Source organism: Macrococcus brunensis (assembly GCF_004359615.1).
GTDB classification, from domain to species: Bacteria; Bacillota; Bacilli; order Staphylococcales; family Staphylococcaceae; genus Macrococcus; species Macrococcus brunensis.
Genome location: NZ_SCWA01000005.1, coordinates 101,616 through 125,969 on the forward strand (window position 1 = coordinate 101,616; position 24,354 = coordinate 125,969).

General features: G+C 42.1%; 26 protein-coding genes and 1 rRNA gene. 21 read left to right on the forward strand and 6 right to left on the reverse strand.

What is annotated here, in order from left to right:
- Positions 1-4: 4 nt before the first annotated feature.
- Entirely contained in the window at positions 5-274 is a 270-nt protein-coding gene (locus tag ERX27_RS04100) for a YtxH domain-containing protein (RefSeq protein WP_133431568.1), read from the reverse strand.
- Positions 275-397: 123 nt separating this feature from the next.
- Between ERX27_RS04100 and ERX27_RS04105 the strand changes: the two genes are divergently transcribed.
- From ERX27_RS04105 to ERX27_RS04120, 5 genes are all read left to right on the forward strand, one after another.
- Complete coding sequence (locus ERX27_RS04105) at positions 398-595, forward strand: DUF1128 family protein (protein ID WP_243715862.1); 198 nt, start codon at positions 398-400, stop codon at positions 593-595.
- A 23-nt stretch (positions 596-618) separates the two neighbouring features.
- Positions 619-1,854, forward strand: coding sequence for an aminopeptidase (locus ERX27_RS04110; protein ID WP_133431569.1), 1,236 nt, complete (start codon positions 619-621; stop codon positions 1,852-1,854).
- A 55-nt stretch (positions 1,855-1,909) separates the two neighbouring features.
- Positions 1,910-2,083 (forward strand): hypothetical protein, encoded by a 174-nt coding sequence (locus ERX27_RS11375; protein ID WP_165983078.1) that lies wholly within the window; start codon positions 1,910-1,912, stop codon positions 2,081-2,083.
- Positions 2,084-2,147: 64 nt separating this feature from the next.
- Positions 2,148-2,660, forward strand: coding sequence for an acyl-CoA thioesterase (locus ERX27_RS04115; RefSeq protein WP_133431570.1), 513 nt, complete (start codon positions 2,148-2,150; stop codon positions 2,658-2,660).
- Positions 2,661-2,762: 102 nt separating this feature from the next.
- Positions 2,763-5,306, forward strand: coding sequence for a YfhO family protein (locus ERX27_RS04120; RefSeq protein ID WP_165983079.1), 2,544 nt, complete (start codon positions 2,763-2,765; stop codon positions 5,304-5,306).
- 19 nt (positions 5,307-5,325) lie between these two features.
- On the opposite strand, the gene yfkAB is transcribed toward ERX27_RS04120, so the two are convergent.
- Positions 5,326-6,468 carry a radical SAM/CxCxxxxC motif protein YfkAB gene (gene yfkAB / locus ERX27_RS04125; protein WP_133431572.1) on the reverse strand — a complete coding sequence of 381 codons (1,143 nt, stop codon included), beginning with the start codon at positions 6,466-6,468 and terminating at the stop codon, positions 5,326-5,328.
- Positions 6,469-6,600: 132 nt separating this feature from the next.
- Between yfkAB and ERX27_RS11380 the strand changes: the two genes are divergently transcribed.
- The 8 genes from ERX27_RS11380 to ERX27_RS04160 all read left to right on the forward strand — a co-directional run bounded on the left by ERX27_RS11380 (position 6,601) and on the right by ERX27_RS04160 (position 12,993).
- On the forward strand, positions 6,601-6,756 hold the full coding sequence (locus ERX27_RS11380) for an SE1561 family protein (RefSeq protein ID WP_165983080.1): 156 nt from the start codon (positions 6,601-6,603) through the stop codon (positions 6,754-6,756).
- A 10-nt stretch (positions 6,757-6,766) separates the two neighbouring features.
- Entirely contained in the window at positions 6,767-8,137 is a 1,371-nt protein-coding gene (rlmD, locus tag ERX27_RS04130) for a 23S rRNA (uracil(1939)-C(5))-methyltransferase RlmD (RefSeq protein WP_133431573.1), read from the forward strand.
- Between the two features lie 60 nt (positions 8,138-8,197).
- On the forward strand, positions 8,198-8,716 hold the full coding sequence (locus tag ERX27_RS04135) for a type 1 glutamine amidotransferase domain-containing protein (protein WP_133431574.1): 519 nt from the start codon (positions 8,198-8,200) through the stop codon (positions 8,714-8,716).
- A gap of 132 nt (positions 8,717-8,848) precedes the next feature.
- Positions 8,849-9,559, forward strand: coding sequence for a glycosyltransferase (locus tag ERX27_RS04140; RefSeq protein ID WP_133431575.1), 711 nt, complete (start codon positions 8,849-8,851; stop codon positions 9,557-9,559).
- Between the two features lie 34 nt (positions 9,560-9,593).
- On the forward strand, positions 9,594-10,382 hold the full coding sequence (gene recX, locus ERX27_RS04145) for a recombination regulator RecX (RefSeq protein WP_133431576.1): 789 nt from the start codon (positions 9,594-9,596) through the stop codon (positions 10,380-10,382).
- Positions 10,375-10,695 carry a YfhH family protein gene (locus tag ERX27_RS04150; protein ID WP_133431577.1) on the forward strand — a complete coding sequence of 107 codons (321 nt, stop codon included), beginning with the start codon at positions 10,375-10,377 and terminating at the stop codon, positions 10,693-10,695. The genes recX and ERX27_RS04150 overlap by 8 nt, the downstream gene beginning before the upstream one ends.
- Before the next feature lie 15 nt (positions 10,696-10,710).
- On the forward strand, positions 10,711-12,225 hold the full coding sequence (locus ERX27_RS04155) for an ATP-binding cassette domain-containing protein (protein ID WP_133431578.1): 1,515 nt from the start codon (positions 10,711-10,713) through the stop codon (positions 12,223-12,225).
- Between the two features lie 9 nt (positions 12,226-12,234).
- Positions 12,235-12,993: an ABC transporter permease gene (locus tag ERX27_RS04160; RefSeq protein ID WP_133431579.1), complete on the forward strand. Its 759-nt coding sequence runs from the start codon at positions 12,235-12,237 to the stop codon at positions 12,991-12,993.
- A gap of 26 nt (positions 12,994-13,019) precedes the next feature.
- Here ERX27_RS04160 and ERX27_RS04165 read toward each other — a convergent pair whose 3' ends face one another.
- Entirely contained in the window at positions 13,020-14,006 is a 987-nt protein-coding gene (locus ERX27_RS04165) for a metal-dependent hydrolase (RefSeq protein WP_133431580.1), read from the reverse strand.
- A gap of 78 nt (positions 14,007-14,084) precedes the next feature.
- Between ERX27_RS04165 and mutY the strand changes: the two genes are divergently transcribed.
- The 5 genes from mutY to ERX27_RS04190 all read left to right on the forward strand — a co-directional run bounded on the left by mutY (position 14,085) and on the right by ERX27_RS04190 (position 19,789).
- Complete coding sequence (mutY, locus tag ERX27_RS04170) at positions 14,085-15,119, forward strand: A/G-specific adenine glycosylase (protein WP_133431581.1); 1,035 nt, start codon at positions 14,085-14,087, stop codon at positions 15,117-15,119.
- Between the two features lie 66 nt (positions 15,120-15,185).
- Positions 15,186-15,737 (forward strand): nucleoside tri-diphosphate phosphatase, encoded by a 552-nt coding sequence (gene ntdP, locus ERX27_RS04175; RefSeq protein WP_133431582.1) that lies wholly within the window; start codon positions 15,186-15,188, stop codon positions 15,735-15,737.
- 49 nt (positions 15,738-15,786) lie between these two features.
- A complete protein-coding gene (locus ERX27_RS04180; protein WP_133431583.1) occupies positions 15,787-17,529 on the forward strand; it encodes an ABC transporter ATP-binding protein in 1,743 nt (580 codons plus the stop codon).
- A 52-nt stretch (positions 17,530-17,581) separates the two neighbouring features.
- Positions 17,582-19,183, forward strand: coding sequence for an FMN-binding glutamate synthase family protein (locus tag ERX27_RS04185; RefSeq protein ID WP_133431584.1), 1,602 nt, complete (start codon positions 17,582-17,584; stop codon positions 19,181-19,183).
- Positions 19,184-19,789 carry a DNA-3-methyladenine glycosylase gene (locus ERX27_RS04190; protein ID WP_133431585.1) on the forward strand — a complete coding sequence of 202 codons (606 nt, stop codon included), beginning with the start codon at positions 19,184-19,186 and terminating at the stop codon, positions 19,787-19,789.
- Positions 19,790-19,818: 29 nt separating this feature from the next.
- Here the strand turns inward: ERX27_RS04190 and ERX27_RS04195 are convergent, their stop codons facing one another.
- Both ERX27_RS04195 and ERX27_RS04200 read right to left on the reverse strand, forming a co-directional pair.
- Complete coding sequence (locus ERX27_RS04195; protein ID WP_133431586.1) at positions 19,819-20,904, reverse strand: aromatic acid exporter family protein; 1,086 nt, start codon at positions 20,902-20,904, stop codon at positions 19,819-19,821.
- A 50-nt stretch (positions 20,905-20,954) separates the two neighbouring features.
- Positions 20,955-22,253 (reverse strand): glutamate-1-semialdehyde 2,1-aminomutase, encoded by a 1,299-nt coding sequence (locus ERX27_RS04200; RefSeq protein WP_133431587.1) that lies wholly within the window; start codon positions 22,251-22,253, stop codon positions 20,955-20,957.
- An 81-nt stretch (positions 22,254-22,334) separates the two neighbouring features.
- Here ERX27_RS04200 and ERX27_RS04205 point away from each other — a divergent pair, with 81 nt between their 5' ends.
- Complete coding sequence (locus tag ERX27_RS04205) at positions 22,335-22,769, forward strand: peroxiredoxin (RefSeq protein WP_275416069.1); 435 nt, start codon at positions 22,335-22,337, stop codon at positions 22,767-22,769.
- 68 nt (positions 22,770-22,837) lie between these two features.
- Positions 22,838-23,293, forward strand: a complete 456-nt coding sequence (locus tag ERX27_RS04210; RefSeq protein WP_133431588.1) for a Fur family transcriptional regulator — start codon at positions 22,838-22,840, stop codon at positions 23,291-23,293.
- A gap of 1 nt (position 23,294) precedes the next feature.
- Here the strand turns inward: ERX27_RS04210 and ERX27_RS04215 are convergent, their stop codons facing one another.
- Complete coding sequence (locus ERX27_RS04215; protein ID WP_133431589.1) at positions 23,295-23,690, reverse strand: DUF2614 family zinc ribbon-containing protein; 396 nt, start codon at positions 23,688-23,690, stop codon at positions 23,295-23,297.
- A 466-nt stretch (positions 23,691-24,156) separates the two neighbouring features.
- On the opposite strand from ERX27_RS04215, the gene ERX27_RS04220 reads away from it, so the two are divergent.
- Positions 24,157-24,354: ribosomal RNA gene (locus tag ERX27_RS04220) — 16S ribosomal RNA — on the forward strand; the annotation flags it as partial.

Genomic DNA, 24,354 nt, shown 5'->3' on the forward strand with positions numbered 1-24,354 from the left:
TTTCTTATTTTTTAGTCAGCATATCTTTAGTATCAAGAATTGCTTTTTCAAGTTCTGGATTGTTACGACGAATTTCTTCAATCTGATCTTTCCAGTACATGATTTCATCTTTGATGCCTGCTACTTTATCTTTAGCATTAGATGGGTTTTTACGTAATTCATTCACGTTACTTACTTGATTTTTTACAGAAAAACGAGTATTTCTGTCGAGCATTGCAACAGCTGCACCTACAGCAGCGCCAATCAGCATACCAGGAATTAATTTGTTATTCATGATGATTCCTCCATTAAGTTAGTGTGTTGATAATACTATTATATATCCTAATATATTATATGGTAAACTTGTTACAGATGAGATTTTTTCAGAATTTATGCTAAAAGACAGTGGAGGACAGTAATGAATAAAGAAGCCATGTTAGAAGATATTATGTCAAAATTGAAATTAATCAATAAAGGGGTCATCAATGCGGAAGATATCGATGATTCTAAAGAAGAAGATTTAAAAGATCTTCATACGATGGTCATGAAGCGTGATAATGTATCACCAAGTGAAATTGCAGCGATTACAGATGCGCTTGGCCAGCTTAGAAAATAACTTTAAATAAAGGGGATTAAAACATGATTGCAAACCAAGAGGAAAAATTAAGATTATACGCTCAGCTTCTCGTTCATGTGGGGATGAATGTACAGCCGAAGCAGAGAGTATATATTCGCACGACAATTGATGCAGCTGAATTTGTACACTTAGTTGTAGAAGAAGCCTATAAAGCAGGTTCTGAAGATGTTAAAGTCATCTACGGAGATGACCGTCTGGCACAGCTCAATCTTCAATATCGTCCGCAGGAAGCGTTCGAGTCAGTGCCGCAGTATATCGTCGACGAGCGTATGGATTATGCAAAAAGCGGTGCTGCTCAACTAGCGCTGATTTCTTCAAGTCCGGAGAACTTAAAAGAAGCCGATCCAAATAAAGTGAGCGCGATGATGCGTGCAAACGGTAATGCATTCCGGGAATATATGAAAATGATGCAATCTGATCAATTTCCATGGACTGTTGCTGCATATCCATCAAAAGCATGGGCAAAACTGGTCTTCCCGGAATTAACTGAAGAAGAAGCGGTCGATAAACTGCTTGATTTAATGCTTTATACAGTTCGTGCCAATGAAGAGGACCCGGTTAAAGCATGGGAAGAACATAATCACAATCTTCATATCAAAGCAGATTACTTAAATAAAAAAGCCTATAAAGCGCTGAAATACAGTGCGCCGGGTACAGATCTGACGATTGGTCTGCCGGAAGGACATATCTGGTGCGGTGCTTCTTCAGTAAGTGCTGAAGGCATTGAATTTATGGCGAATATGCCGACAGAAGAAGTATTTACTGTACCTCATCAGGATCAGGTCAACGGTACAGTGAAAAACTCTCTGCCACTGAGCTACGGCGGAAATATTATTGATAACTTCACTTTGACGTTCAAAGACGGTAAAGTGATTGAGTATCACGCTGAAGTGGGTCATGATATTCTGAAAGGTCTGCTTGAGTCTGATGGAAATGCTGTGCAGCTGGGTGAGGTCGCGCTCGTGCCGCACGATTCTCCTATCTCGAACAGCCAGACACTTTTCTACAATACGTTATTTGATGAGAATGCATCTTGTCACTTAGCCCTTGGTTCTGCTTATCCATTCTGTTTGGAAGGCGGAAAAGAGATGTCAGATGCTGAACTTGATGCGGCAGGTCTGAATCAGTCCATTACGCATGAGGACTTCATGATTGGTAATGCTGAGATGAATATCAGCGGGATTACAGCAGATGGTAACGAAGAACCTATTTTCGTAAATGGTAATTGGGCGTTTTAATTTTGGGCATATAATGATATGATAATTCTATATTGTTAAGAGCAGGAGGCTGAACATGTCAGTAGCTATGATGTGGTTTGTTGTTATCGCCTTTCTTTTCTCGATTTTCGCTTTCGGTGGCATGCTAATGTTCTTCTTAAGACACGCTTTCGATTCTAGAGAGGCCGACATTATCGATACGCCAGAAGAAGCACTCGAGAAGAAAGTCTTTGCAGATGACTTACACTAAATAAGTACAACAGGGGAGATAGGAGACTATCTCCTTTCTTGTAGAAAAAATGAGGAGAAAACGGATGAGAGAAAGAAAATCAATGTCTGAGTCGAGAACAGTGAAAACACAGCAGGTCTTTCCGTCTGATACGAATCATCACAATACGCTGTTCGGCGGCAAATTGATGGCGATGATAGATGATGTCGCTTCTATTGCGGCAACGAGACACTGCGGACATTCAGTGGTGACTGCCTCGACAGATTCAGTGGACTTCGTCAAACCTATCCGGCCAGGTGATATTGTATCACTTGTTGCGCTCGTCACTTATACAGGCAACTCTTCAATGGAAGTATTTACAAAAGTGATTGCAGAGAACATCCTGGAAGAAAGAAAGGAACTGGCTGCTGTCAGCTTCCTGACATTTGTTGCACTTGATGAGCAAAATCATCCTGTACAAGTCCCGGAAGTCTATGCAGAAGATGATGATCAGAAATGGCTGAATCAGTCTGGCGCTGAACGAGCGATTAATCGAAAAGAACGTTCTGTCTACAGCAAAGAACTGCTGAACTTCTTTTCCACTAAACTTTATACGTAAGAACACACCAGTAAACAGTCGTTTACTGGTGTCGTTTTGTTTATAGGTTATTTCTTGTTATAATGACAAAGGAAAAAATAGACAGAACCAGAGGGCCAAATGATGTTAAAACGTTTTATGACGATATCCGCTATCGCATTAGTCATGAGTGTGATTTTTTATCTGCCGGATCTATATCGATATGTAGTACACGGTGTACTTTATATCGGTAAAGGCGACGGCATGAAGCAGATGATACCGTTTCAGGTATATCTCTATGAACATTTCAAGGAGTCGAGAACTTTCTATGATGTTTCTTTTGGACTGGGAGGTGATTACTTTACCAGTCTCAGCTATTACTATGCGACATCACTCGTGTCTTATGTAACCTTTATACTGCTGGCAATTTATCAGCTGTTTAATCATGCAGATGTCATTACGCAGATGATTCATATGCAGTATGTAACAGCAATACTGAAATGCAGTTTTGTCTTTATCGCGATGTATTACGCTGCAAAGGAAATAGGTCTTAAGTCGAAGTCTGCTATACTCGCTGCCATTCTTTACAGCTGGTCAACCATATTCTATTACTTTACTTATACATGGTCATTTTTCAGTGATGTCATGATTTACCTGCCGCTTTCTATATTAGGACTCGAGCGTTTACTCAGAAGAAACAAGCCGTTTATCTTTATCATCAGTATCGCAGTGACAGTATTCTCGAACTTCTATCTTGCTTACTACGAAATGATAGCAGTCGGCATCTATTTCCTGTTCAGGATTATACGCCGTCATCCTGATGACCAGTTGACGAGACAGCAGGCCGTGTTAAAAACAATAGTTGCGGCAGTTCTCGGATTTATGGTCGGTAATATCGGTTTCATATCGGGGGTCACGTCATTCTTCAATAATGACCGCACGCTTGAGAAACTTCATGTGCCGCTCTTGATTGAATGGTCGTCCAATAATAATATTTTTTACGGTGGTTTTCACCTTGTGGTTATATTTGTGGCCGTTATAGCGCTTTTTACCTTTAAATTATATCGACATTATTACTATAAATTGTTTGCAGTAGCGACATGGATTTTGATGCTCGGCTCACTGACACCTTATGTCGGCAGTATGTTCAATGGCTTTTCCATGCCGCAGCGCAGATGGGTCTATATTCTAGCGTTCTCGACAGCGATACTCTCAGCACTGTTTATTCAGCATCTCGCTGAAATTTCTACTCGTGAACTGTTACTAGCTGCAGTGCCTGTTATTCTGGTTGTTTTCGTTTCAGCTCTTGTTCTTATGCAGTTTCATTACTGGATTCTTTATATTCCGCTTATTCTGCTGATGATGGTGCTCTATTTAAAAGAACCAGGTAAAAAATGGCTGATGATGATTATATTCGGAATTGCGCTCTGTCAACTGACACTGATTCAGGATTATCATTATGGTGTCCAGCATCAGTATTTTAAGACAGATGATTATTTCTACAGTGAAGTTTATAACAATAAGATGCAGCAGCAGATTGATAAGCTGAAAAAAGAACAGCAGGATGATTTGAGACGTATCAGTCTGAATGATGATTCATCTGTTAATACACCGATGTATTACGGCTACAATGGCACGATGCTGTACTCAAGTATTTTTGATAAGAAGATCCTTGAATTCTATGAAGATGACCTGCAGATTGCACAGGATAAACAGAAGAACAGTTATTATGCACGCCTATCAGGACGTGAGAACCTGGCTAGTCTGTTGAACGTCGATGACTATATCACGGCAGAGCAGGACGCCTCTCCTTTATTTAACAAGACAGGCGGATTCACATCGACTAAACATTATGATGTACTGAGCAATCCTTATCCTCTGCCGAGTGTCAGAGTAGCTGACAAGACATATGCTGCCTCCTCTCTCCATAATGCGCTTGAACGAGAACACGCGATGCTGGAAGGGGTAGTAAAAGAAGAGGGCGCACCTGGCCATTTCCAGGCACCTGATTTACTAGGTCAGGCTCAAATTTCGACTGAACAGGCGAATTTTAAAGACAACACACTTGATGTAAAAGAAGATGGTGGTGGTCTTGTCCTGTCGTTCGATTCTAAAAAGATCCAACCTTATACAGAACTCTATCTGACAATGAAAACAGATATTATGGCGCCTGAGGATCAGGATTTCTATGTACAGGTGAACGAGAAGAAAGTCATGAAGCCGAAGAAGAACTATAAATATAGACGTCAGGCTAAAGATGCTGTTATGAATGTGAAAGCAGCCAATGAAATACGTATCACATTCCCTGAAGGCAAATATCACATTGAACTTAAGTCTGTACAAGGTGAAGATTATCAGACGTTACGACAGGCGTACGCAAAATATAAAAATAAACCATTAACATTCAAGCAGCAAAAAGAAGGGTTCTCAGTAGATTTACAAGGTGACAAGGGTACACTTGTACTGCCGATGCCTTATACGAAAGGTCTGACTGCATACGTTGATGGTGAAGAACGTCCAGTTGAGGCGGTCAATTACTTGATGACCGGCGTAGAGGTTGATAAGCATGATAAGCATGTCATCATTAAGTGCACACCGCCTTACTTAAAATGGGGCTTAGTGATGATGATTGTCGGTCTGTTTTTAACTGCCTTATGGATGTGGCGTTCAAATCAAAAAACGAAGTGAAATCTTTTCACTTCGTTTTTTATTTGAGATGATTAAATTGTTCATGCATGGTCTGTTCACGTTTCTTGAAATCAACGCCCGGATAATACATGTTTTTGACCAGCAGGTTAGGACCTAAACATTTAACAGGCGCGCAGTGACAGTTCAGTTGTTTATTCAAAGCACTTGCCTGCCATTTGTCATAAATGGACTGCAGGGAATGTGTTTTAATGTTGTTGATAGTACCTGTCTCATCACCGAAATCTGTAACGATGACATCACCTGTAAAGACATTGACATTGAGTCGTGAGCGACCGTCAGGATCGTTTCTGATGGTGATGCTCGGGTCCATATGTAATGTCTCCTGCAGCTTCAGATCATCGTCATCCATTGAACAAGGGAAGAAAGGTAATGTACCGAAGAGCATCCATGTGTCTTTATCACGGAACGTCAGCAGATGGCGTATGGCTTGTTTCATCTCGTCCAGCGTCAGGATGTTCATATCAGATGCAAAGTCAGAAGGGTACATCGGATGAATCTCATGACGCGCGCACTTCATATCCCGTACGACTTCATGATGGATTTTCTCCAGATGAGGCAGTGTATTTTTGTTCAGCATGGTCTCTGCAGAGACGAACATGCCTGCTTCTGATAGTTTGCGGGCGTTCTCGATCATCTGTTCATAAAGTTTATATCTTGCTGCAAGAGGCGGCTTTTTATCCATGACATGGAAGCCAACTTCAGCAAATTCATCAATCGTTCCCCAGTTATGCGAGATGTGCATGACATCCACAAGATCGAAGACATCTTCATAGCGGTTGTAGGGCATCGTCAAGTTGGAGTTCATCTGCGTATAAATGCCGCGGTTCTGAGCGTACTGGAGAAGTGGTTTGACGGTTTCTTTAATCGATTTTTTTGAGAACATCGGTTCTCCGCCTGTTACGCTGATTGTCGAGAGATGGGGGATTTCATCGAGTCTTTTTAAAATGAGGTTCATATCCATGACTTCTGGATCTTTAACTTGAAGTGTGTAGCCGACCGCACAGTGCGCACAACGCATATTGCATAAAGTTGTCGTTGTGAATTCGATATTCGAGAGTTTGTTTTCGCCGTATTTCTCTACTTCATTATAAGCTTCCCAAGGATCGAACTGAGGGGTAATACGTTGTTTTGTTACTAACATAATTGTCCTTCTTTCCGGAAATAATCCTTACCATTATCTTATCTTGATATAAGTTGTCAACGACTATAGATTGAAAGTTAGCCACTTCTCGTTCATAATAAAGGGCGATATAAAGCGACGAGGAGGATAAATATGGCGAACGAATCATTAAACGAAATTAAAGAAAAATTAAGTGATTTCATCGAAACGATTGATAGTGTAAATCCAGAAACCACTGATATGGCAGATATAGATGAATGGATTGAAATTTTGAATCAGTTAGAAGCAAAAGTCAAGTCGATCAAGTAGGAGGACTGGAATGAAAGATGTAGAAGTAAAAATAGGACAGAAATTCCCTCTGACTATTAAAAGGCTGGGAATCAACGGTGAAGGTATCGGTTATTTCAAACGTAAAATCACGTTTGTACCGGATGCTCTTCCAGGAGAAGTAGTGCTCGTCCGGGTCACAAAAGTCAGCAATCGCTTTTTAGAAGGTAAGATGATGAAAGTAAGGGAAAGTGTACCGGAACGAGTAAACCCACCTTGTCCTGTCTTCTTTCTCTGTGGCGGCTGTCAGCTTCAGCACATGAGTTATGACGCACAGCTGAAGTTCAAACAGCAGATTATTATCGATTCAATGGAAAAGTATGCCGGACATGTTAAGGCTGATAAAGTGAAACCGACCATCGGCATGGATAAACCTTTCCGTTACCGCAGTAAGAATCAGTTTCCTGTTGAGAAGTCTGGACGCAAAATCCGTGCCGGCCTTTATAAAGAACAATCGAATACATTGATTGATCTGGATGAGTGTATCGTTCAAGATAAACGCACAATGGAGACAACACAGTCCATTAAAGCGATCATGAGTGAATTAAATATCGATGTGGCGAAGAACGTCAACAAAGAAGAAGGCGTGCGCTACATCATGACAAGAGTAGCTGAAGATAGCGGCGAGATTCAGGTGATTCTTGTGTCCACAACGCCTGATTTAAAGAAAGCAGATTTACTCAGTGAACGTATTATGCGTCTGCCACATGTGACGAGCTTCGGGCTGAACATCAATGATGACCGCGACTTACTAGTTGGTGAGGAAACTATCATTTTAAGCGGTGACGAAACCATTCACGAAAAAATTGGCATGACAGAATACGATGTGACAGCAGTCAGCGCCTTTCCTATCAATATCAAACAGACGAACGTACTATATGAGGCGGTTGTCGAAGCTGCAGAATTAACAGGTAAAGAGAATGTCGCTGACCTATTCTGTGGAGCAGGTGGCAGTGCATTGAAACTTGCGGCTCATGCACGTGCCTTAAAGGGCGTAGACCTCAATGAGCAGGAAATCATTAATGCGACTTATAGTGCATCAGCCAATGCTATCGACAATGTGACATTTGAACATGGTGAGCCTGCCGATAAGCTGGAAGAATGGATTCAGGACAGATTCTATCCGGATGTTATCACGATTAATCCAAACCGTTCAGGCCTCACGGCAGATGAAATAGATGCCATTAATGAGATTAAGCCTCATCGTTTCATCTATATCAGCCGGAATCCTTCGACACTGGCGAAAGATCTTGCGCATCTGACGAAAGCATTTACAGTGGATTACATTCAGCCGATAGATATGTTTCCGCAGACAACTCAAGTAGAAGCTGTCGTTCGGTTGTCCCGCAAAAGACGCTTATAATGTTTTAACATGTAAAAGGCGGGTAAACTATACTATCACTACTTAGGAGGAATTTTAATAATGACTAAAAAAGTAGCAGTAGTTTTAGACAACTTATTTGAAGATGTAGAATATACGAGCCCAGTAGAGGCGATTAAAAATGAAGGCCATGAAGTAACAGTAATCGGTAAAGAAGCCGGTTCAACTGTCAAAGGCAAAAAAGAAGAAACAGAAGTAAAAATCGATAAAGCAATTGGTGACGTTAATGCAGCAGACTATGATGCATTACTGATTCCAGGGGGCTTCTCACCTGACCAGTTACGTGGCGACGAAGAAGGCCGTTTCGGTAAATTCGCTAAAGAATTTGTAACTGCAGACAAACCTGTATTTGCAATCTGCCATGGTCCACAAGTATTAATCGATACAGATGAATTAAAAGGTCGTAAACTGACAAGTTATTTATCAGTACGTAAAGATTTAGAAAATGCAGGCGCTACAGTAGTAGATGAATCAGTAGTTGTAGACAATAACCTGGTTACTTCAAGAACACCTGATGACCTGCCAGACTTTAACCAAGCAATCGTTAAAGCACTTCAATAAAAAAAATCACCGCTTCGGCGGTATTTTTTTTTATCTCGGTCCCGAGACTGATTTATGTAAAAATGAGCGTATAATCATATTACGCGCCTCCTTAATCTGCTAAACTGTTGATTAAAGATAAGGAGGCCATATATGAAGAAAATAGGATGTGGGCTACTAATCGTCATCATCGTATTGGTACTTGCTGTCAGCGGCTTCTTCTATTTCAAGACGGCCAGTGCTGATATGAACAACATTAAGTCCCTGCAGGCTAACCGTTATTATGTTTCGGCTGAAAATATGCCAAACTATGCACCCGCTGCATTTATTGCGGTTGAAGACAAAAGATTCTATCGGCATGACGGCATTGACTGGAAAGGGACAGGGCGTTCGATAGGAATCGCCCTTAAAAATCAGTCGGCTTCACAAGGCGGTAGTACGATTACGCAGCAGCTGGCTAAAAATTTATACTTATCCAGTGAAAAAACGCTTAGCCGTAAAATCAGTGAGATGATGATTGCAAAGCGAATCGAAAATAATTACTCTAAGTCAGAAATCATCAGCGCTTATTTGACGACGATTTATTTTGGTAATGATATCTATAATATAGAAGAGGCTGCCAATACATATTTCGGTACGACGACAGATGCCAGCTATACAGGCATGCCGCAGATTACAGTACTGCAAAGTGCCATTCTCGCAAGTACTATCAATGCGCCAAGCACTTATCATCCTGATCAGTTTCAGACTGATACAGCACTGCAGGCACGAACGCGTTCAACACTTGATAAGATGCACGATCAAAGCTTGATCACAGATGCACAGTATAATGAGGCTATTGCAGGCATACCCACTACTAACTAACGCTAAGGCGTTAGTTTTTTTGAGGAGTGAATAAATGAAAATTACAAAGATTGAAGTACAGAAGAATAACAAAGATCGATTCAATCTCTATATTGATGGTGACTTCAATATGGGAATTGACAGTGCAACATATGTTAAATTTAACCTGCGTAAAGATGATATACTGACTGAAGAAAAGCTGAAAGCAATTAGAGAATATGATGACTATAGACGAGCGATTAACTCAGCAGTCGTCTATCTGTCCTATAAGAAAAGAACAGAGAAAGAAATCAGGGAACATCTGAAGAAGAGCGAAATAGCAGAAGATGTGATTCAGGATGTCATCAAGTACTGCTATGACAATCGGTATATTGACCATGATGATTATGCAAAGAGTCTGATGAATACGATGCTGAATACGACAGATAAAGGTCCGGACATCTATCGTCAGAAATTATTTGAAAAAGGCATTGAGCGGCCGCTGATTGATCAGTACTATGATCTATACACAGAAGAAATCACTGCTGAGCGCATGCAGAAACTGGTTCAAAAACAGCTGAAAAGACACCAGGGTAAAACATCCAGTCACATGGCCAGTCAAAAAACAATTCAAACACTGGTTCAAAAAGGTTATAATTTGAATAACATCATGCCTTATCTGGAAAATAATATACAGGACACAGAGGCGCTTCAGAAAGAACTGGAGAAACAAGTCAATAAATGGTCCAGGAAAACAACGGGCTTTGAGCTTCGGACAAAAGTGATTACAGCATTGATGCGTAAAGGATTTAAATATGACGAGATCAATGCTGCCTTAAAGGAAAGTGGTATAGAAGATGAGTGAAGATAAAAAATTAGTGGAAATGTCGGCAAACGAATTACGAGAAGCTATTGCCATGTACCGGGAGAAGGCTCGTAAAGCGGAGATGCTTGGCGTGATCAATGAGTATGAAGTCTATCAGCGAAAAGCACTGATAGCAGAGAGTTATCTTGTTGATCCTGACCGAATTGTGATCGGTAAGGTCTATCGTTTAATAGGTGCTGATGCTGCTTACTTCAAAGTAGAAAGAATAAAAGGTGTCTTTGCCTGGGGATTCAGACTGAACGGGGACGCTCATGAGGAAGGTATTCCTCTTTCACTGCTGCAATTAGATTAATAAAGGAGTTTGAACATGTCTGGTGATATTCTCGCAAGATTAGTAGATGTAACTAAATATTTCCGGCAGAGTCAGACGGAGCAATCATTCTTAGAACGTATACAGGGAACAGGGAAAAATAAATTTACAAGTATCAAGAAAGTAACCATTCATCTTTATAAAGGTGAAACACTCGGAATTACTGGGATAAAAGGTTCCGGGAAGACAGTGCTGGGTCAGCTGATCGCTAAAGTAGTTGAACCTAGCAGCGGTAAAGTCAGAAACAATGTCAGTACTTTTCTCGCAAGTGATAGTACGACAACGCATTCAGTCAGTCAGTTTATAGAATCAGTGTTATTAAGCTATAATGTTCCGCTCACTGAATATTCTGAGCTGAAAGCGGATATTTTAAAGTTTGCTGAACTGTCCGAAAAAGAGAAGGCAAAAGTCAGTGGCTTAAACGAGGCAGAACGAGCGCAGCTTCTTATAGCTCTGACGTATTTTCTTGAGCCTGAAGTCGTGATTTATAACGATTTAACCCGTCATTTATCAGCTTCTTTCAAGAAAAAATTTGCGATGGTCATTGATGCGCTGACAGAAGTAGAGAGTGCCGTCGTGCTGATGGAAGAGAAACCTGAACTGATCCCTTACAAAGCCCATTACGTCAGCTGGTTAAGCCACGGACAGCTTCGAAAGTCAGGTGACACGACCGAGGTGCTCGCTGATTATGTAGATTATTATAAACGCTTTGAAGCGGTTCAAGGAACTCAGAAAGAAGACCTTTTCGATTTGGATTATAAAATTCAGAGACAGTCCGACCAGCCTGAAAACTATAAACGTATTAATAGACATATGCGTTCGTATATGGACAGTGACCTGAAGAAGTGGTTGCTGACATCACTTGTTTTGCTGGTGCTAAGCGCACTGTTCTTTATTCTGATTCTTAAGGACGTGCAGTATACCCCTGAAGTAGACGAGAAACCGACAGCTATCAATCAGCAGCGGGTCGTCTATACCGATAAATATGCCCTTGCTGTCGTCCGGAAAAATAGTCCTATTACTTTTAAAGGACAGACTGTAGCCCAGTTACCTGAAGGCTCACTTGTTGAAATCACAGGTATTGGCACAGATGATTACCGTATCTCTTTTGAAGATAAGGAGATGAAGATGGCAAAGAAAAATCTGCTCTATATCAATCCGGCGGCACTCTATGACGAACGAACTTTTGATGAACTTAATCCTTATATGTACAGTAACTATGTCAACTTTCATCAGTTCTTCAATGGATTTCTTGGGGCGAGCCGCTCAAAAGTAGAAGAAGGACTTTATCCTGAAAAACGTCAGCGTTATGTCATTAAGCTGACGAAAAATGATATATATCTGCAGTTCAATAATCAGAACCAGGTGAGCGGGCTCCGTTTTCCGATGAGAAATGCTGACAAACTGAAAAAGAAATTTGGAATTAAAGATAACAACTGGATTGTTAAAGTGGATAATGGCTATGCTGTTGCTGATTTTGAATCAGACATGTGGCTTTATTTCCGGAGATAGGTGGATGCAATGAATGAATTAATTACATACTTCCCTTATATGATAAAAAATACGATTATTGAACTACGCTATAATCTGAAACAATATGTCTGGTGGCTGCTATTTAATTTAAGCATTATTTTTCTGAGTGTGTTTCTGATGAATCTTTTTTCGCCGACAGAAACAGACAAATCACGGCTTTTATTTCAGCTGAGCGGCTATCTTCTGTTCTTTTGGGTGGCTGGTGCCCTTTATTTTTCGAGCTCTATTTTGTCGAGACGTGGCTTTATTCTTAATATCACGAGTCTGCCGCTTTATGTACTGATCAATGTACAGATCATTAATTTTTTGCTGCAGTTTATGATGTCTTTCGTCTTCTTGTTGGTCATTGCTCTTACTAACCATATTCATATGACACCCAGTACACTCGGTGTTTTTTATTTCTTGGTGCTGACCTATCTGATTCTGATTCCAGTTGGTCTGATACTTAGTCTGCTGAAATACTACAGCCGGAATATGAAGCGAAACATGATTCTGATTTTAACAGTCCTCATGATATCAGTCTCCATCTTATGGGTACCGACACAGCTGCCGGCACTTGCGATCAAAGTGCTCAGTTTGAATCCGTTCTATTTTTTAGTCAATGGTTTCCAGTCATCTGTCGTGCTCGGGCAGGTTGCATTTTATAATATACCGCTGCATCTGCTGTTTTTTTGTGAACTGGTGCTCCTGTATATCTGGACTTTCTATTTCTATAAGAAACTAAAGGATGAAATCAATAAGAAATAGGCTGCTGAAGATTCAGCAGCCTATTGTTATGATTTGATAGGGTTATTGTTCAAGATTTTAAGTAACTTATCTTCTGAGAACACCCAGCCTGTATAACTATGTGTGACCTTATAATTTGAATCGAGGTTGAGAATGGCGACGAAAGAATAATGGCCATTCTTCAGATATCTCAGATCGATGAATCTGAGCTCATAGCCGTACGGTCTGTCGACAAGCGTCCAGCGGTAGATAGAACTGAAACTCAGAAATGCTTTTAAATTCGAATCTTTTCTGGCATCGGCCATAATCTCTTCCGGCGGCATGGGTGTCCGCTTGAAACGGTCGCTGAAGTTGACATTCAGTTTATAGCTGCGGCCGATATAATAATAGCGGTCAGTTTCAACAGCAACGCGCCATTCGAAGAAGCGGATGGTCGGGGCGACAAATGTTTTGACGATATGTTCATCCTGCGGCAGTATACTGAGCGCATGCTTGCGTATAGACTGCTGGAGCAACCGTCTGGTGATATAGTAGATGACCAGTATCGCTATGATGATCAGGAAGACAGGGACCGGGTTCAGTCCAAACGCCCAGAGTATAGAACCTGTTATTAAAATAGCGAACATAATCGGATCAAATGTATTGATGATACCAATTTGTATCCATTTACTGCTGAATGGTCTGAGCGCCTGTGTGCCGTAAGAATTGAAGATGTCGACAAAGACATGCAAAAAGACTGCAAGCTGCGTCCAGAGCCAGAAATGAAGCAGGTTGATATCGGGTATAAAAAGAGAGATGATGCCCACAATGACGAGTGGCCAGATCAATATAAAAGGGACAGAATGCGTGATTCCACGGTGATTCGTTATATAGACGGCATTGTTTCTTAGCTTCAGTATGGTGTCGATATCCGGTATCTGTGAACCGACGACTACAGCCGTCGCAATCGCCGGGTAATGAGCTGTCACCGTAGGATCGACAGTCGCAAGTCCTGCAAGTGCAGCACCCATTGCAAAGTGTGTAGCTGTATCCATAAGACGATCCTCCTTTTTCTTTATTATAAATGAAAACAGAATGAATGACATAAACTTTGATGACTTAGAGGTGTAAATATGAAAAATCCAGAATCATTTGCAGACCATCTCCTTGACTGGTTTGATATCAATAAGCGCGAGATGCCATGGCGGGAAACAAAAGATCCCTATAAAATCTGGCTGTCAGAAGTCATGCTGCAGCAGACACAGGTCAATACAGTCAGAAATTACTACTTAAGATTTATAGAACGCTTTCCGACGATTGAGAGTCTGGCGAGTGCAGACGAAGATGAAGTACTGAAGAACTGGGAAGGACTCGGCTATTATTCACGTGTGCGCAATTTCCAGACTGCTGTGAGAGAAGTGGAGGCGACGTATGGGAGTGTACCGGGTGACGGCGAGAAGTTTCTGGCATTAAAAGGGGTCGGACCTTATACGAGAGGTGCGGTGATGAGTATTGCGTTCAATCTGCCTTATCCTGCAGTTGACGGCAACGTCTTCCGCGTGTTCTCACGACTCGATGATGATGCGACAGATACAGCGAAACCCGCTGCCCGTAAGCATTTTGAAGAAAAGGTAATGCGGGTCATTCCTGAGCGGGCCGGTGATTTTAACGAGGCGCTGATGGAACTGGGGGCGACGGTATGTACACCGCGAAACCCAATCTGTATGCTCTGTCCTGTCAATGAGCACTGCGAAGCGTTTGAAGCAGGGACAGTACTTGAGCGTCCTGTAAAAATCAAAAAACTGAAACGTAAAGAACTACGCTACAAGGTCATGCTGATCATCAATGATAAAGGAGAACTGCTCATTACAAAGCGACCGAAGACCGGCCTCCTCGGCGGAATGTGGCAGTTTCCCATGTTCGATGAAGATATGGCGATTGATGACATTGAAGAAGCCCTGAACATGAAGCTCGCAGATGAGAAGGAGAAATTTCACCATGTGACACATGGCTTTACTCACCTTGACTGGCTGCTGGATGTCTACATAGCGCGAACGACGGATGAAGCGTCCGGTGACTACCGTTTTATCGGTATAGAAGAGAAAGGCGATTATACATTCCCGGTGTCGATGACAAAAATCTTTGACCATTACCAGACAGTCAAATAGGTTTCATGATACACAATCTGTGCTATAATATTTTATGCAAATACTAAATACTAGGTGGTGTGGAACATGGTCAAAGAATCCATACCAAAAGAAGGCCAGAACGTACAGATCCAAAGTTATAAACATAACGGCAAGATTCACCGCGTCTGGTCTGAAACAACGATTTTAAAAGGGACCAATCATGTCATTATCGGGGGGAATAACAGGACGCTTGTAACAGAGAGTGATGGTAGAACGTGGGTGACACGCGAACCTGCTATAGTTTATTTTCACGCTGAATACTGGTTCAATGTCATCTGTATGTTCAGAGAAGATGGTGTGTATTACTACTGTAATCTCTCTTCACCATTTGTATATGATACAGAAGCCATCAAATATATCGATTATGATTTAGATATCAAAGTCTATCCGAATGGTAAATATCATCTCCTTGATGAAGATGAATACCAGCAGCATATGAAGCAGATGAACTATCCCGCTGAAATTGATCAGATCCTTAGAAGAAACGTTGATACTTTGCAGCAATGGATTGAAAGAAAAAAAGGACCATTCGCGCCGGACTTCATCAAAGTCTGGCAGGAGCGTTTTCATTTACAGAAGCGTATGATGGAAGAATGAATCAACCTATAGTTTATAGGTTGATTCTTAATTTTGAGGAGATGATTGCATGTTCAGGCGTTACCTTCAGTTCGTTAAGCCTTATTCATGGCTTATTGTACTGACTATTTTAATCGGGATTCTGAAGTTCGGTATCCCGTTGTTAATTCCACTGCTGATTAAGTATGTCATAGATGATGTCATCGGTAACTCAGGTATGTCGATAGCGGATAAGAAAGCAGCGTTATGGCAAGTGCTGCTCATCTTTTCATTTATTTTTGTTGTGATTCGTCCGCCTGTTGAATATTACCGTCAGTACCTTGCCCAGTGGACCAGCAACAAGATTCTTTACGATATCCGTAAAAAACTTTATCGTCACCTGCAGGCACTGAGCGTCCGTTTTTATTCTAATAATAAAGTCGGTGAAGTGATTTCACGTGTCATCAATGATGTAGAGTCAACGAAGGACTTCATCGTTACAGGACTGATGAATGTCTGGCTGGATTTAGTCACAATTATCATTGCACTTGCCATTATGTTTACGATGGACGTCAAACTGACCATTGCTTCACTCGTCATTTTCCCGTTCTATATTTTCAGTGTTTATTATTTCTTCGGTAACTTACGAAAACTGACACGAAAACGATCACAGGCATTAGCTGAAGTGCAGGGGTTTCTGCATGAACGCGTGCAAGGTATGACAGTCATTAAGAGTTTCGCTATCGAAGAAAACGAAAGCGAACGTTTCAATAAACGTAATATGAATTTCTTTAACAAGGCAATTGATCATACAAAATGGAATGCGAAAAGTTTCGCGGTCATCAATACGGTCACTGATATCGGTCCGCTGATCGTAGTCGGTTTTGGTGCCTATCTGGTCATCAGTGATGGTCTGTCTGTCGGTAGTTTAGCTGCGTTCATCGCTTATCTTGACCGTCTATATGGTCCGCTTCGTCGCTTAGTATCCAGTTCGACGACACTGACACAGAGTCTGGCATCGATGGATCGTATGTTCCAGCTGTTTGATGAGCCATACGATGTTGTCGATAAACCGGGCGCTCAAAATCTGAAGGTTGAACATGGTGATATTCAGTTCAAAGAAGTCGGTTTTAAATACAATGAAGATGACGATGAAGTCCTTCATCATGTCAATTTAGATATTAAAAGCGGTGAAACGGTTGCCTTTGTCGGGATGAGTGGCGGCGGTAAATCAACGATGATCAGTCTGATTCCGAGGTTTTATGATGTAACGAGTGGACAGATCTGTATTGATGGTCATGCGATTGATGACTTTACAATAGAGAGTCTGCGCAATCAGATCGGTATGGTCATGCAGGATAATATTCTGTTCTCTGATTCTATCCGTGAGAATATTCTTCTCGGTAAACCGGAAGCGACAGAAGAAGAGATGATTTATGCTGCGAAACTGGCGAATGCGCATGACTTTATCATGAGTCTGCCGGATGGTTATGATACAGAAGTCGGCGAACGAGGCGTCAAGCTTTCCGGCGGTCAGAAGCAACGTGTCGCTATTTCACGGGTATTTCTGAAGAATCCGCCGATCCTGATTCTGGATGAAGCGACGAGTGCGCTTGACTTAGAAAGTGAAGCGGTTATTCAGGAAGCGCTTGAGACGTTATCGCAGGACCGTACGACGGTTATTGTCGCACACCGTTTATCGACCATTACTCATGCTGATAAAATTGTCGTTGTTCAGAACGGTGAAATTAAGGAAATCGGTACACATGATGAGTTGATGTCTCATCAATCTCACTATTATAATCTTTATACGATTCAACATTTGGATAGTTAACAGATTCTCTCTGATGTATGATAGAAGTATCATACATCAGGGGGATTTTTTTATGAATTTATTATGGATGATACAAGTCATCGTCAACACGATATTTCTTGTATTATTTGTTCTACTCGTTTTTTTCATTTTGTATTTACTCGTTACGGACCGCAAGCAGAACCAGCATAGCATTTTAAGGAACTTTCCGGTGCTTGGGCGTGTGCGTTATTTCTTTGAGAAGATAGGACCGGAAATCAGACAGTATTTAATTCAGTCAGATAACGAAGCGACGCCTTTTTCTCGTAAAGATTATCTGGATGTTGTTAAAGCAGGTAAATATAAGACGCGTATCGGTGGTTTTGGTTCACGTCGTGATTTCACGCAACCTGGTTTTTATCTCCAGAATTCAATCTTCCCGAAAGAGGCAAGCGAACTTCATATCGATCAGTCACAGAAGATTGACACCAGCATCTATAAGCTCGATAAAGAAGGGCTTTTTGACCGTGATGAACACCGTGAAAGTTCCACTGTAGACCCTTATTTACTGACAGATGAGCATGCAGTTATCCTCGGTAACAGACGTGCACATCCTTTTGCAGTCAAGCGCCTTGTAGGTCAGTCGGGTATGAGTTATGGTGCACTCGGTAAAAATGCGATCACTGCCCTAAGTAATGGGCTGGGTATGGCAGCAGGGACGTGGATGAATACAGGCGAGGGCGGATTATCTGAGCATCATCTGAAAGGTAAAGTGGATATCATTTTTCAGATAGGACCTGGTTTATTCGGTGTCCGTGATTCTGAAGGTCATTTCAGTGACGCAGAGTTTATGCGAAAAGCAGAAAACCCTTATATCAGGGCATTTGAAATTAAGCTCGCGCAAGGGGCGAAGACGCGCGGCGGTCACGTAGAAGCAGAGAAAGTGACAGAAGAGATTGCGGCAATCCGTAATGTTAAACCGTATACGACGATCAACTCACCGAACCGATTTACGTTTATGAACGATAATCATGATTTACTGAAGTTCATCGCTAAACTGCAACAGATGAGCGGTAAACCGGTCGGCTTTAAGATGGTCGTCGGCAATCTTGATATGCTGTACAGTCTTGCTGCTGATATGAAGGCAACAGGTATTTATCCTGATTTCATTACAGTGGATGGTGGAGAAGGCGGAACCGGTGCGACTTATCAGGAACTGGAAGACACAATGGGACTGCCGCTCTTTTCAGCGCTGCCGATTCTTGATTTAGTATTGAAGGAAAATGGTCTGCGTGACGATATCAAGATTATTGCGTCAGGCAAACTGATTACACCGGATAAAGTAGCTATTGCAATTGCACTTGGGGCGGATCTGGTCAACGTTGCCCGTGCCATGATGATGAGTGTCGGCTGCATCATGGCGCAGCAGTGTCATACGAATGACTGTCCGGTCGGCGTAGCGACGACGAATCCGGACCGGGAGAAAGGCCTTGTGATTGAGGAGAAGCAGTACAGGGTAACGAACTATATGATCAGTATGCATGAAGGTTTATTTAATATAGCAGCGGCATGCGGTGTTGTTTCTCCGACTGATATCACAGTCAAGCACCTTCTCTATAAGACGGAGCGCGGCGATATTCTGACAGGAGAGCAGTATGTGAACCGCATGTACCGTTCACTGAAAGAGGCGGTATAAGTGGATTTAAGTTTTCTGGAAAAAGATACGCTGACTGCAGCAAAGGCGCTGCTCGGCAAAAAGATTACGACAGTGACAGATGGTATTGTCACATCTGGTTATATTACAGAAGTTGAGGCTTATCTCGGACTGGAAGATAAAGCAGCTCATGCTTACCAGGGCAGACGGACAAAGAAGAATGAGATGATGTACCGAAGCTACGGCACTGTCTATGTCTACACGATGCACGGCCATCATTGTATGAACTTCATCACTAAGGATGAATGCTCGCCTGAAGGAGTGCTGATCCGTGGACTGGAACCTGTTGAAGGCATAGAGGTGATGCAGGCGCGCCGCGGACGGCTGGATCATCTGGCTGATGGGCCGGGTAAACTGACCCAAAGTATGGGGATCAGACGTGACATCTATAATGGCACTCGGCTGAATGAAGGTCCTCTTACTTTAAGCGAGGGTAAAGTGCCGGGGTCCATCAAAGCATCGAAGCGTATCGGGATAGATAACAAAGAAGAAGCGGTCGATTATCTCTACCGGTTCACAGTAGAAGGTAATCCGCATGTCTCTAAAGATAGAGTGGAAAAGGCAGAATTTAATGGCTGGCAACAATAAAAGGCTGACTCAACTGAGTCAGCCTTTTTCTATAGATCCTGAATATCATCAGCAACCTTTATTTTGTTGTCTTCTTTATGATAATGATGGAAACTGTGTGTCAGTTTATCGAGATGCTCAAGCTTCTCGCGGTACTCGAAGAGTGCACTGATGATGAGGATAATGTGCTGCTTATTGTAAGGCGGGTCGTCTACAGTCCGCATTTCAGCAAGTACAAGTTCCAGAACATCTTTTTTGAAGTCGCCTGTCATGAAGTTCTCTTCAGCGAGATGTGTTGGGGAGAGCTTATTATTAAATTGCATGAGAATGCCTTCATGCAACGTCATCAGTTCATCCATCTCAAACTTCAGCTGAATACGCAGCGCTTCCGGCAGATGGAGGATATCATTTTCATATCGATTGATTCTCCTGAGCAGATCATAGGCACGTCTTGTCGTCATAATCAGTTCCTTGAATAATATCTTCTTTCTGATGTTGCGGTAGTTCTGCTTTTTGGTCAGGGCACGCTCGTTCTTATACAGGTTAAACTTAGATTCGACTGCAATGATACGGTCTCTGATATCTTCCACGTCATGCTTGACGACATGATATTCACTGGAACCGTTGATGCTGAGTCGCAGCCATTTGAAGATATCATTGCCGATCTGCTGGCACGTATAATAGAGTTTCGTCTCATACTGCGGCGGCAAGAAGAGCAGGTTAACAAGAGCTGCACTTAAGACACCAATCATGATGAACGCAAAACGGGTGAAGGCAATGGTAAGGAAGTGATCACCTGTCGCCTCCATGATAACGAGCTGAGTCACTACAGCAAGACCTGTTACGTTCTGCAGGTGCAGCTTAGCTAGAAGTGATATCAGGATAATCGTCGTCAGCCCGATGATAAAGAGATGATTGCCGAAAGTCTGGACGACAATGATGGCAAGCAAAGCGCCGATTGAGTTGCCCTGCAGATTTTCGAGCACCGACTTATAAGATTGATAGACACTGGGCTGCATCGCGAAGAGCGCTGAGATACCTGCGACGACGTATCCCGGTGTTCCTAGCATCTGAGCCACATAGAGTGCGAGCATGATCGCAATACCTGTCTTAAAGATTCTTGCGCCTAATTTCATTCAGTTACCTCTTTTTAGTTCATAATAACTCACTTATACAATAGGAATCATTATTTGACAAGCGACATTTCTTTGAAACTATTCTCTACAGCAGCCAGTGTCTCATCGATATCTGCTTCTGTATGACGAATCGTGATGAACCACGCTTCATATTTAGAAGGAGCGAGGTTGATGCCCTGTTTCAGCATCAGCTTGAAGAACTTTGCGAACATTTCGCCGTCAGTGTTTTCGGCCTGCTCATAGTTCACGACTTTCTCTTTTGTGAAGTAGAGCGTCATCGCCCCTTTAAGGCGATTGATTGTAGCGGGAATATTATATTTTTGAATCAGGGCTTGAACACCATCTTCTAACTTTTTGCCAAGTGCATCGAGTTGTTCGTAAGTACCTTCTTCCTTGATGACTTCGAGTAAAGCGATACCAGCCTGCATACTGAGCGGATTACCTGCCATTGTCCCTGCCTGATAAGTAGGTCCTAGTGGCGCTACATGTTCCATAATATCCTGGCGACCGCCATATGCGCCAATCGGCAGTCCGCCGCCGATGATCTTACCGAATGCAGTCAAGTCGGGTGTCACACCGAGCATATCCTGTGCACCGCCGTAACAGAAGCGGAATGCTGTGATGACTTCATCATAGATAACAAGTGTGCCATTGTCATGAGCGATATCGTTGACTGCCTGAAGGAAACCTTCAGCGGGCTCAACGATGCCGAAGTTGCCGACAATAGGTTCAACCAGTACAGCTGCAATCTGATCGCTGAAATGATGGATGGCTTCCTTGAAAGACTCAATATCATTGAAGGGTACTGTAATCACTTCTTTGGCGACACTTTCCGGCACACCGGCAGAGTCAGGTGTACCCAGCTGGCTTGGTCCACTGCCGGCAGCAACGAGAACGAGGTCAGAGTGACCGTGGTAGCAGCCTGCAAACTTGATGATCTTGTCGCGTTTAGTGTAAGCACGAGCGACACGGATTGTCGTCATGACAGCTTCAGTACCGGAGTTCACAAATCGGATTTTCTCTAAAGAAGGAATCGCCTCGCGCAGCATCTTGGCAAATTTAACTTCATGCTTAGTCGGTGTGCCATAGAGCACGCCTGTTTCAGCAGCCTGTTTGATGGCTGCAGTAATATGAGGATGAGCGTGTCCTGCGATAATCGGACCATATGCCGCCAGGTAATCGATATATCGGTTACCGTCGACATCATAGAAATAAGCACCGTCTGCACGCTCCATAACAACAGGTGCATCGCCGCCCACTGCTTTATAGGAGCGGGAAGGGGAGTTGACGCCGCCTAAAATATACTCATTCGCATCTTTTTGAATACGTTCAGATTCTGAAAAATTCATAACTATAACCTCTTTTGCTTAAATTTTTTTCGTCCCTATCGTATCATAATTATAGAAGAATGATGAGCAGGAGGAATTTATTTGAAGTTACCAGCGTTTAATATGGTCAACCAGAACGGTGACATGATTACGGAACAGGATTTAAAAGATAAAAGAACGATTCTTTACTTCTATCCGCGTGATAATACCCCGACTTGCACCACGCAGGCAATTGATTTTACAGAGCATCTTGCCGAGCTGCAAGGTAAAGGGATACAAGTATTTGGTGTTAACGGCGATACAATGAAGAAACACCAGAACTTTATCATGAAGCACAATATCGGATTCGATCTATTAGTGGATGAAGACTATCAGTTAGCAAAAGAACTGGATATCTATCGCCTTAAAAAAGTGTTTGGCAAAGAATCGATGGGAATCGTGCGCACGACTTTACTTATAGGACCTGACTTAACGATAGAAAAACGAATAGACAATGTGAAAGTGAAAAATCAGTTAGAAGTGCTATTTGCTGAGTAAGCAATATTGAAGTTTTACCTATTAAGTTGTATGATAAATAAATAATAAACACGAAAGAAGGTGACAGTATGGCAGTCGAACATCATTCAGCTGAGATGAAGCTACAGGAAGCGGTGCAGCAACTAAGAAATCAAGGTGTCAGAATCACACCGCAGAGACAAGCCGTACTCGCCTATCTGATAGAAGCGGATACACATCCGACTGCGGATGAGATTTACAAGGCACTCAGTCCTAAGTTTGACAGTATGAGTGTAGCAACCATCTATAATAACCTTAAAGTTTTTAAAGAATGTGGACTTGTATCTGAATTAACTTATGGTGATGCAGCAAGCCGTTATGATTTTGAAACAGCCAATCATTATCACGTCATCTGTACAAGCTGCGGCAAGATTACAGATTTTCAGTATCCTCGTCTAGATGAAGTGGAACAGATAGCCCAGCATTTGTCAGGCCACAAGATTACGCATCATCGCATGGAGATATACGGTATTTGTCCGGAATGTACAAAAAAGGAAGAACGCTAAATCAGCGTTCTTCCTTTTTTTCTAATTCTGCACTTTTACGCTTGTTATTATAATCCTCGTTGAATTCTTTCCCTTCAAGAGATGGATCTAAAGTCAGCGGCTCATTGCAGTTCGCGCAGATATCAGCCCGCCCGAGCATCTTCGTATAATGGTTACAGTTAGGACACTGAACGGTCACTGCACGCATCGATAGCATACCAATCCAGAAATAGACAACAAAACTGAGAAGGAAAGCAAGCGTTCCAAGGAGCAGGAAGATTCCAAATAGTATCTTACTGTGTGCCATATATAGAAGAATAACGCCTAAGTACATGACAATCATTGCAGCGAATATAAGACCGAGCGCCCACGAGCGGATACGATTGATCTTGCTAGTAGGATTCTTATTCCATTTCATAGAAACACTCCTTATTTAAATACTGAAGAAAGTATAGCATAAATCATGATAATAACCTGTCAGAAGTTTTTTAGAAAAAAATGAATAAAAGTGTTGACGCTCTGACTTATGCTTGTTAAGATATAAAAGTCGCTGAAAACGACAGACATTATGAAATGAGATTAAGAAAATCAAATTTCGAAAGTGTAAAAAAGATACTTGAAACAAGTGATTCATTCGAGTAAAATTTTTAATGCAAGCTTGAAAGAGACAGTAACTTAAACTTGAATGGCTAGTAAGAAGTGTAAAACTTCTTAAAGAAAAGTCTTGCAAAGATAAAACGTAGCTGTTATAATTTAATCTTGTAACACCAAATGAACATTGAAAACTGAATGACAATATGTCAACGTTAATTCCAATAATTTGAGTACTAACAGTACTTTCAAGAGTGATTGGCTTAACCAATCAAAGAGCTTTATCAAACACTTTTATGGAGAGTTTGATCCTGGCTCAGGATGAACGCTGGCGGCGTGCCTAATACATGCAAGTCGAGCGGACAGACGAGGTGCTTGCACCTCTGAAGTCAGCGGCGGACGGGTGAGTAACACGTGGGTAACCTACCTGTAAGACTGGGATAACTTCGGGAAACCGGAGCTAATACCGGATAATATTTTCCACCTCATGG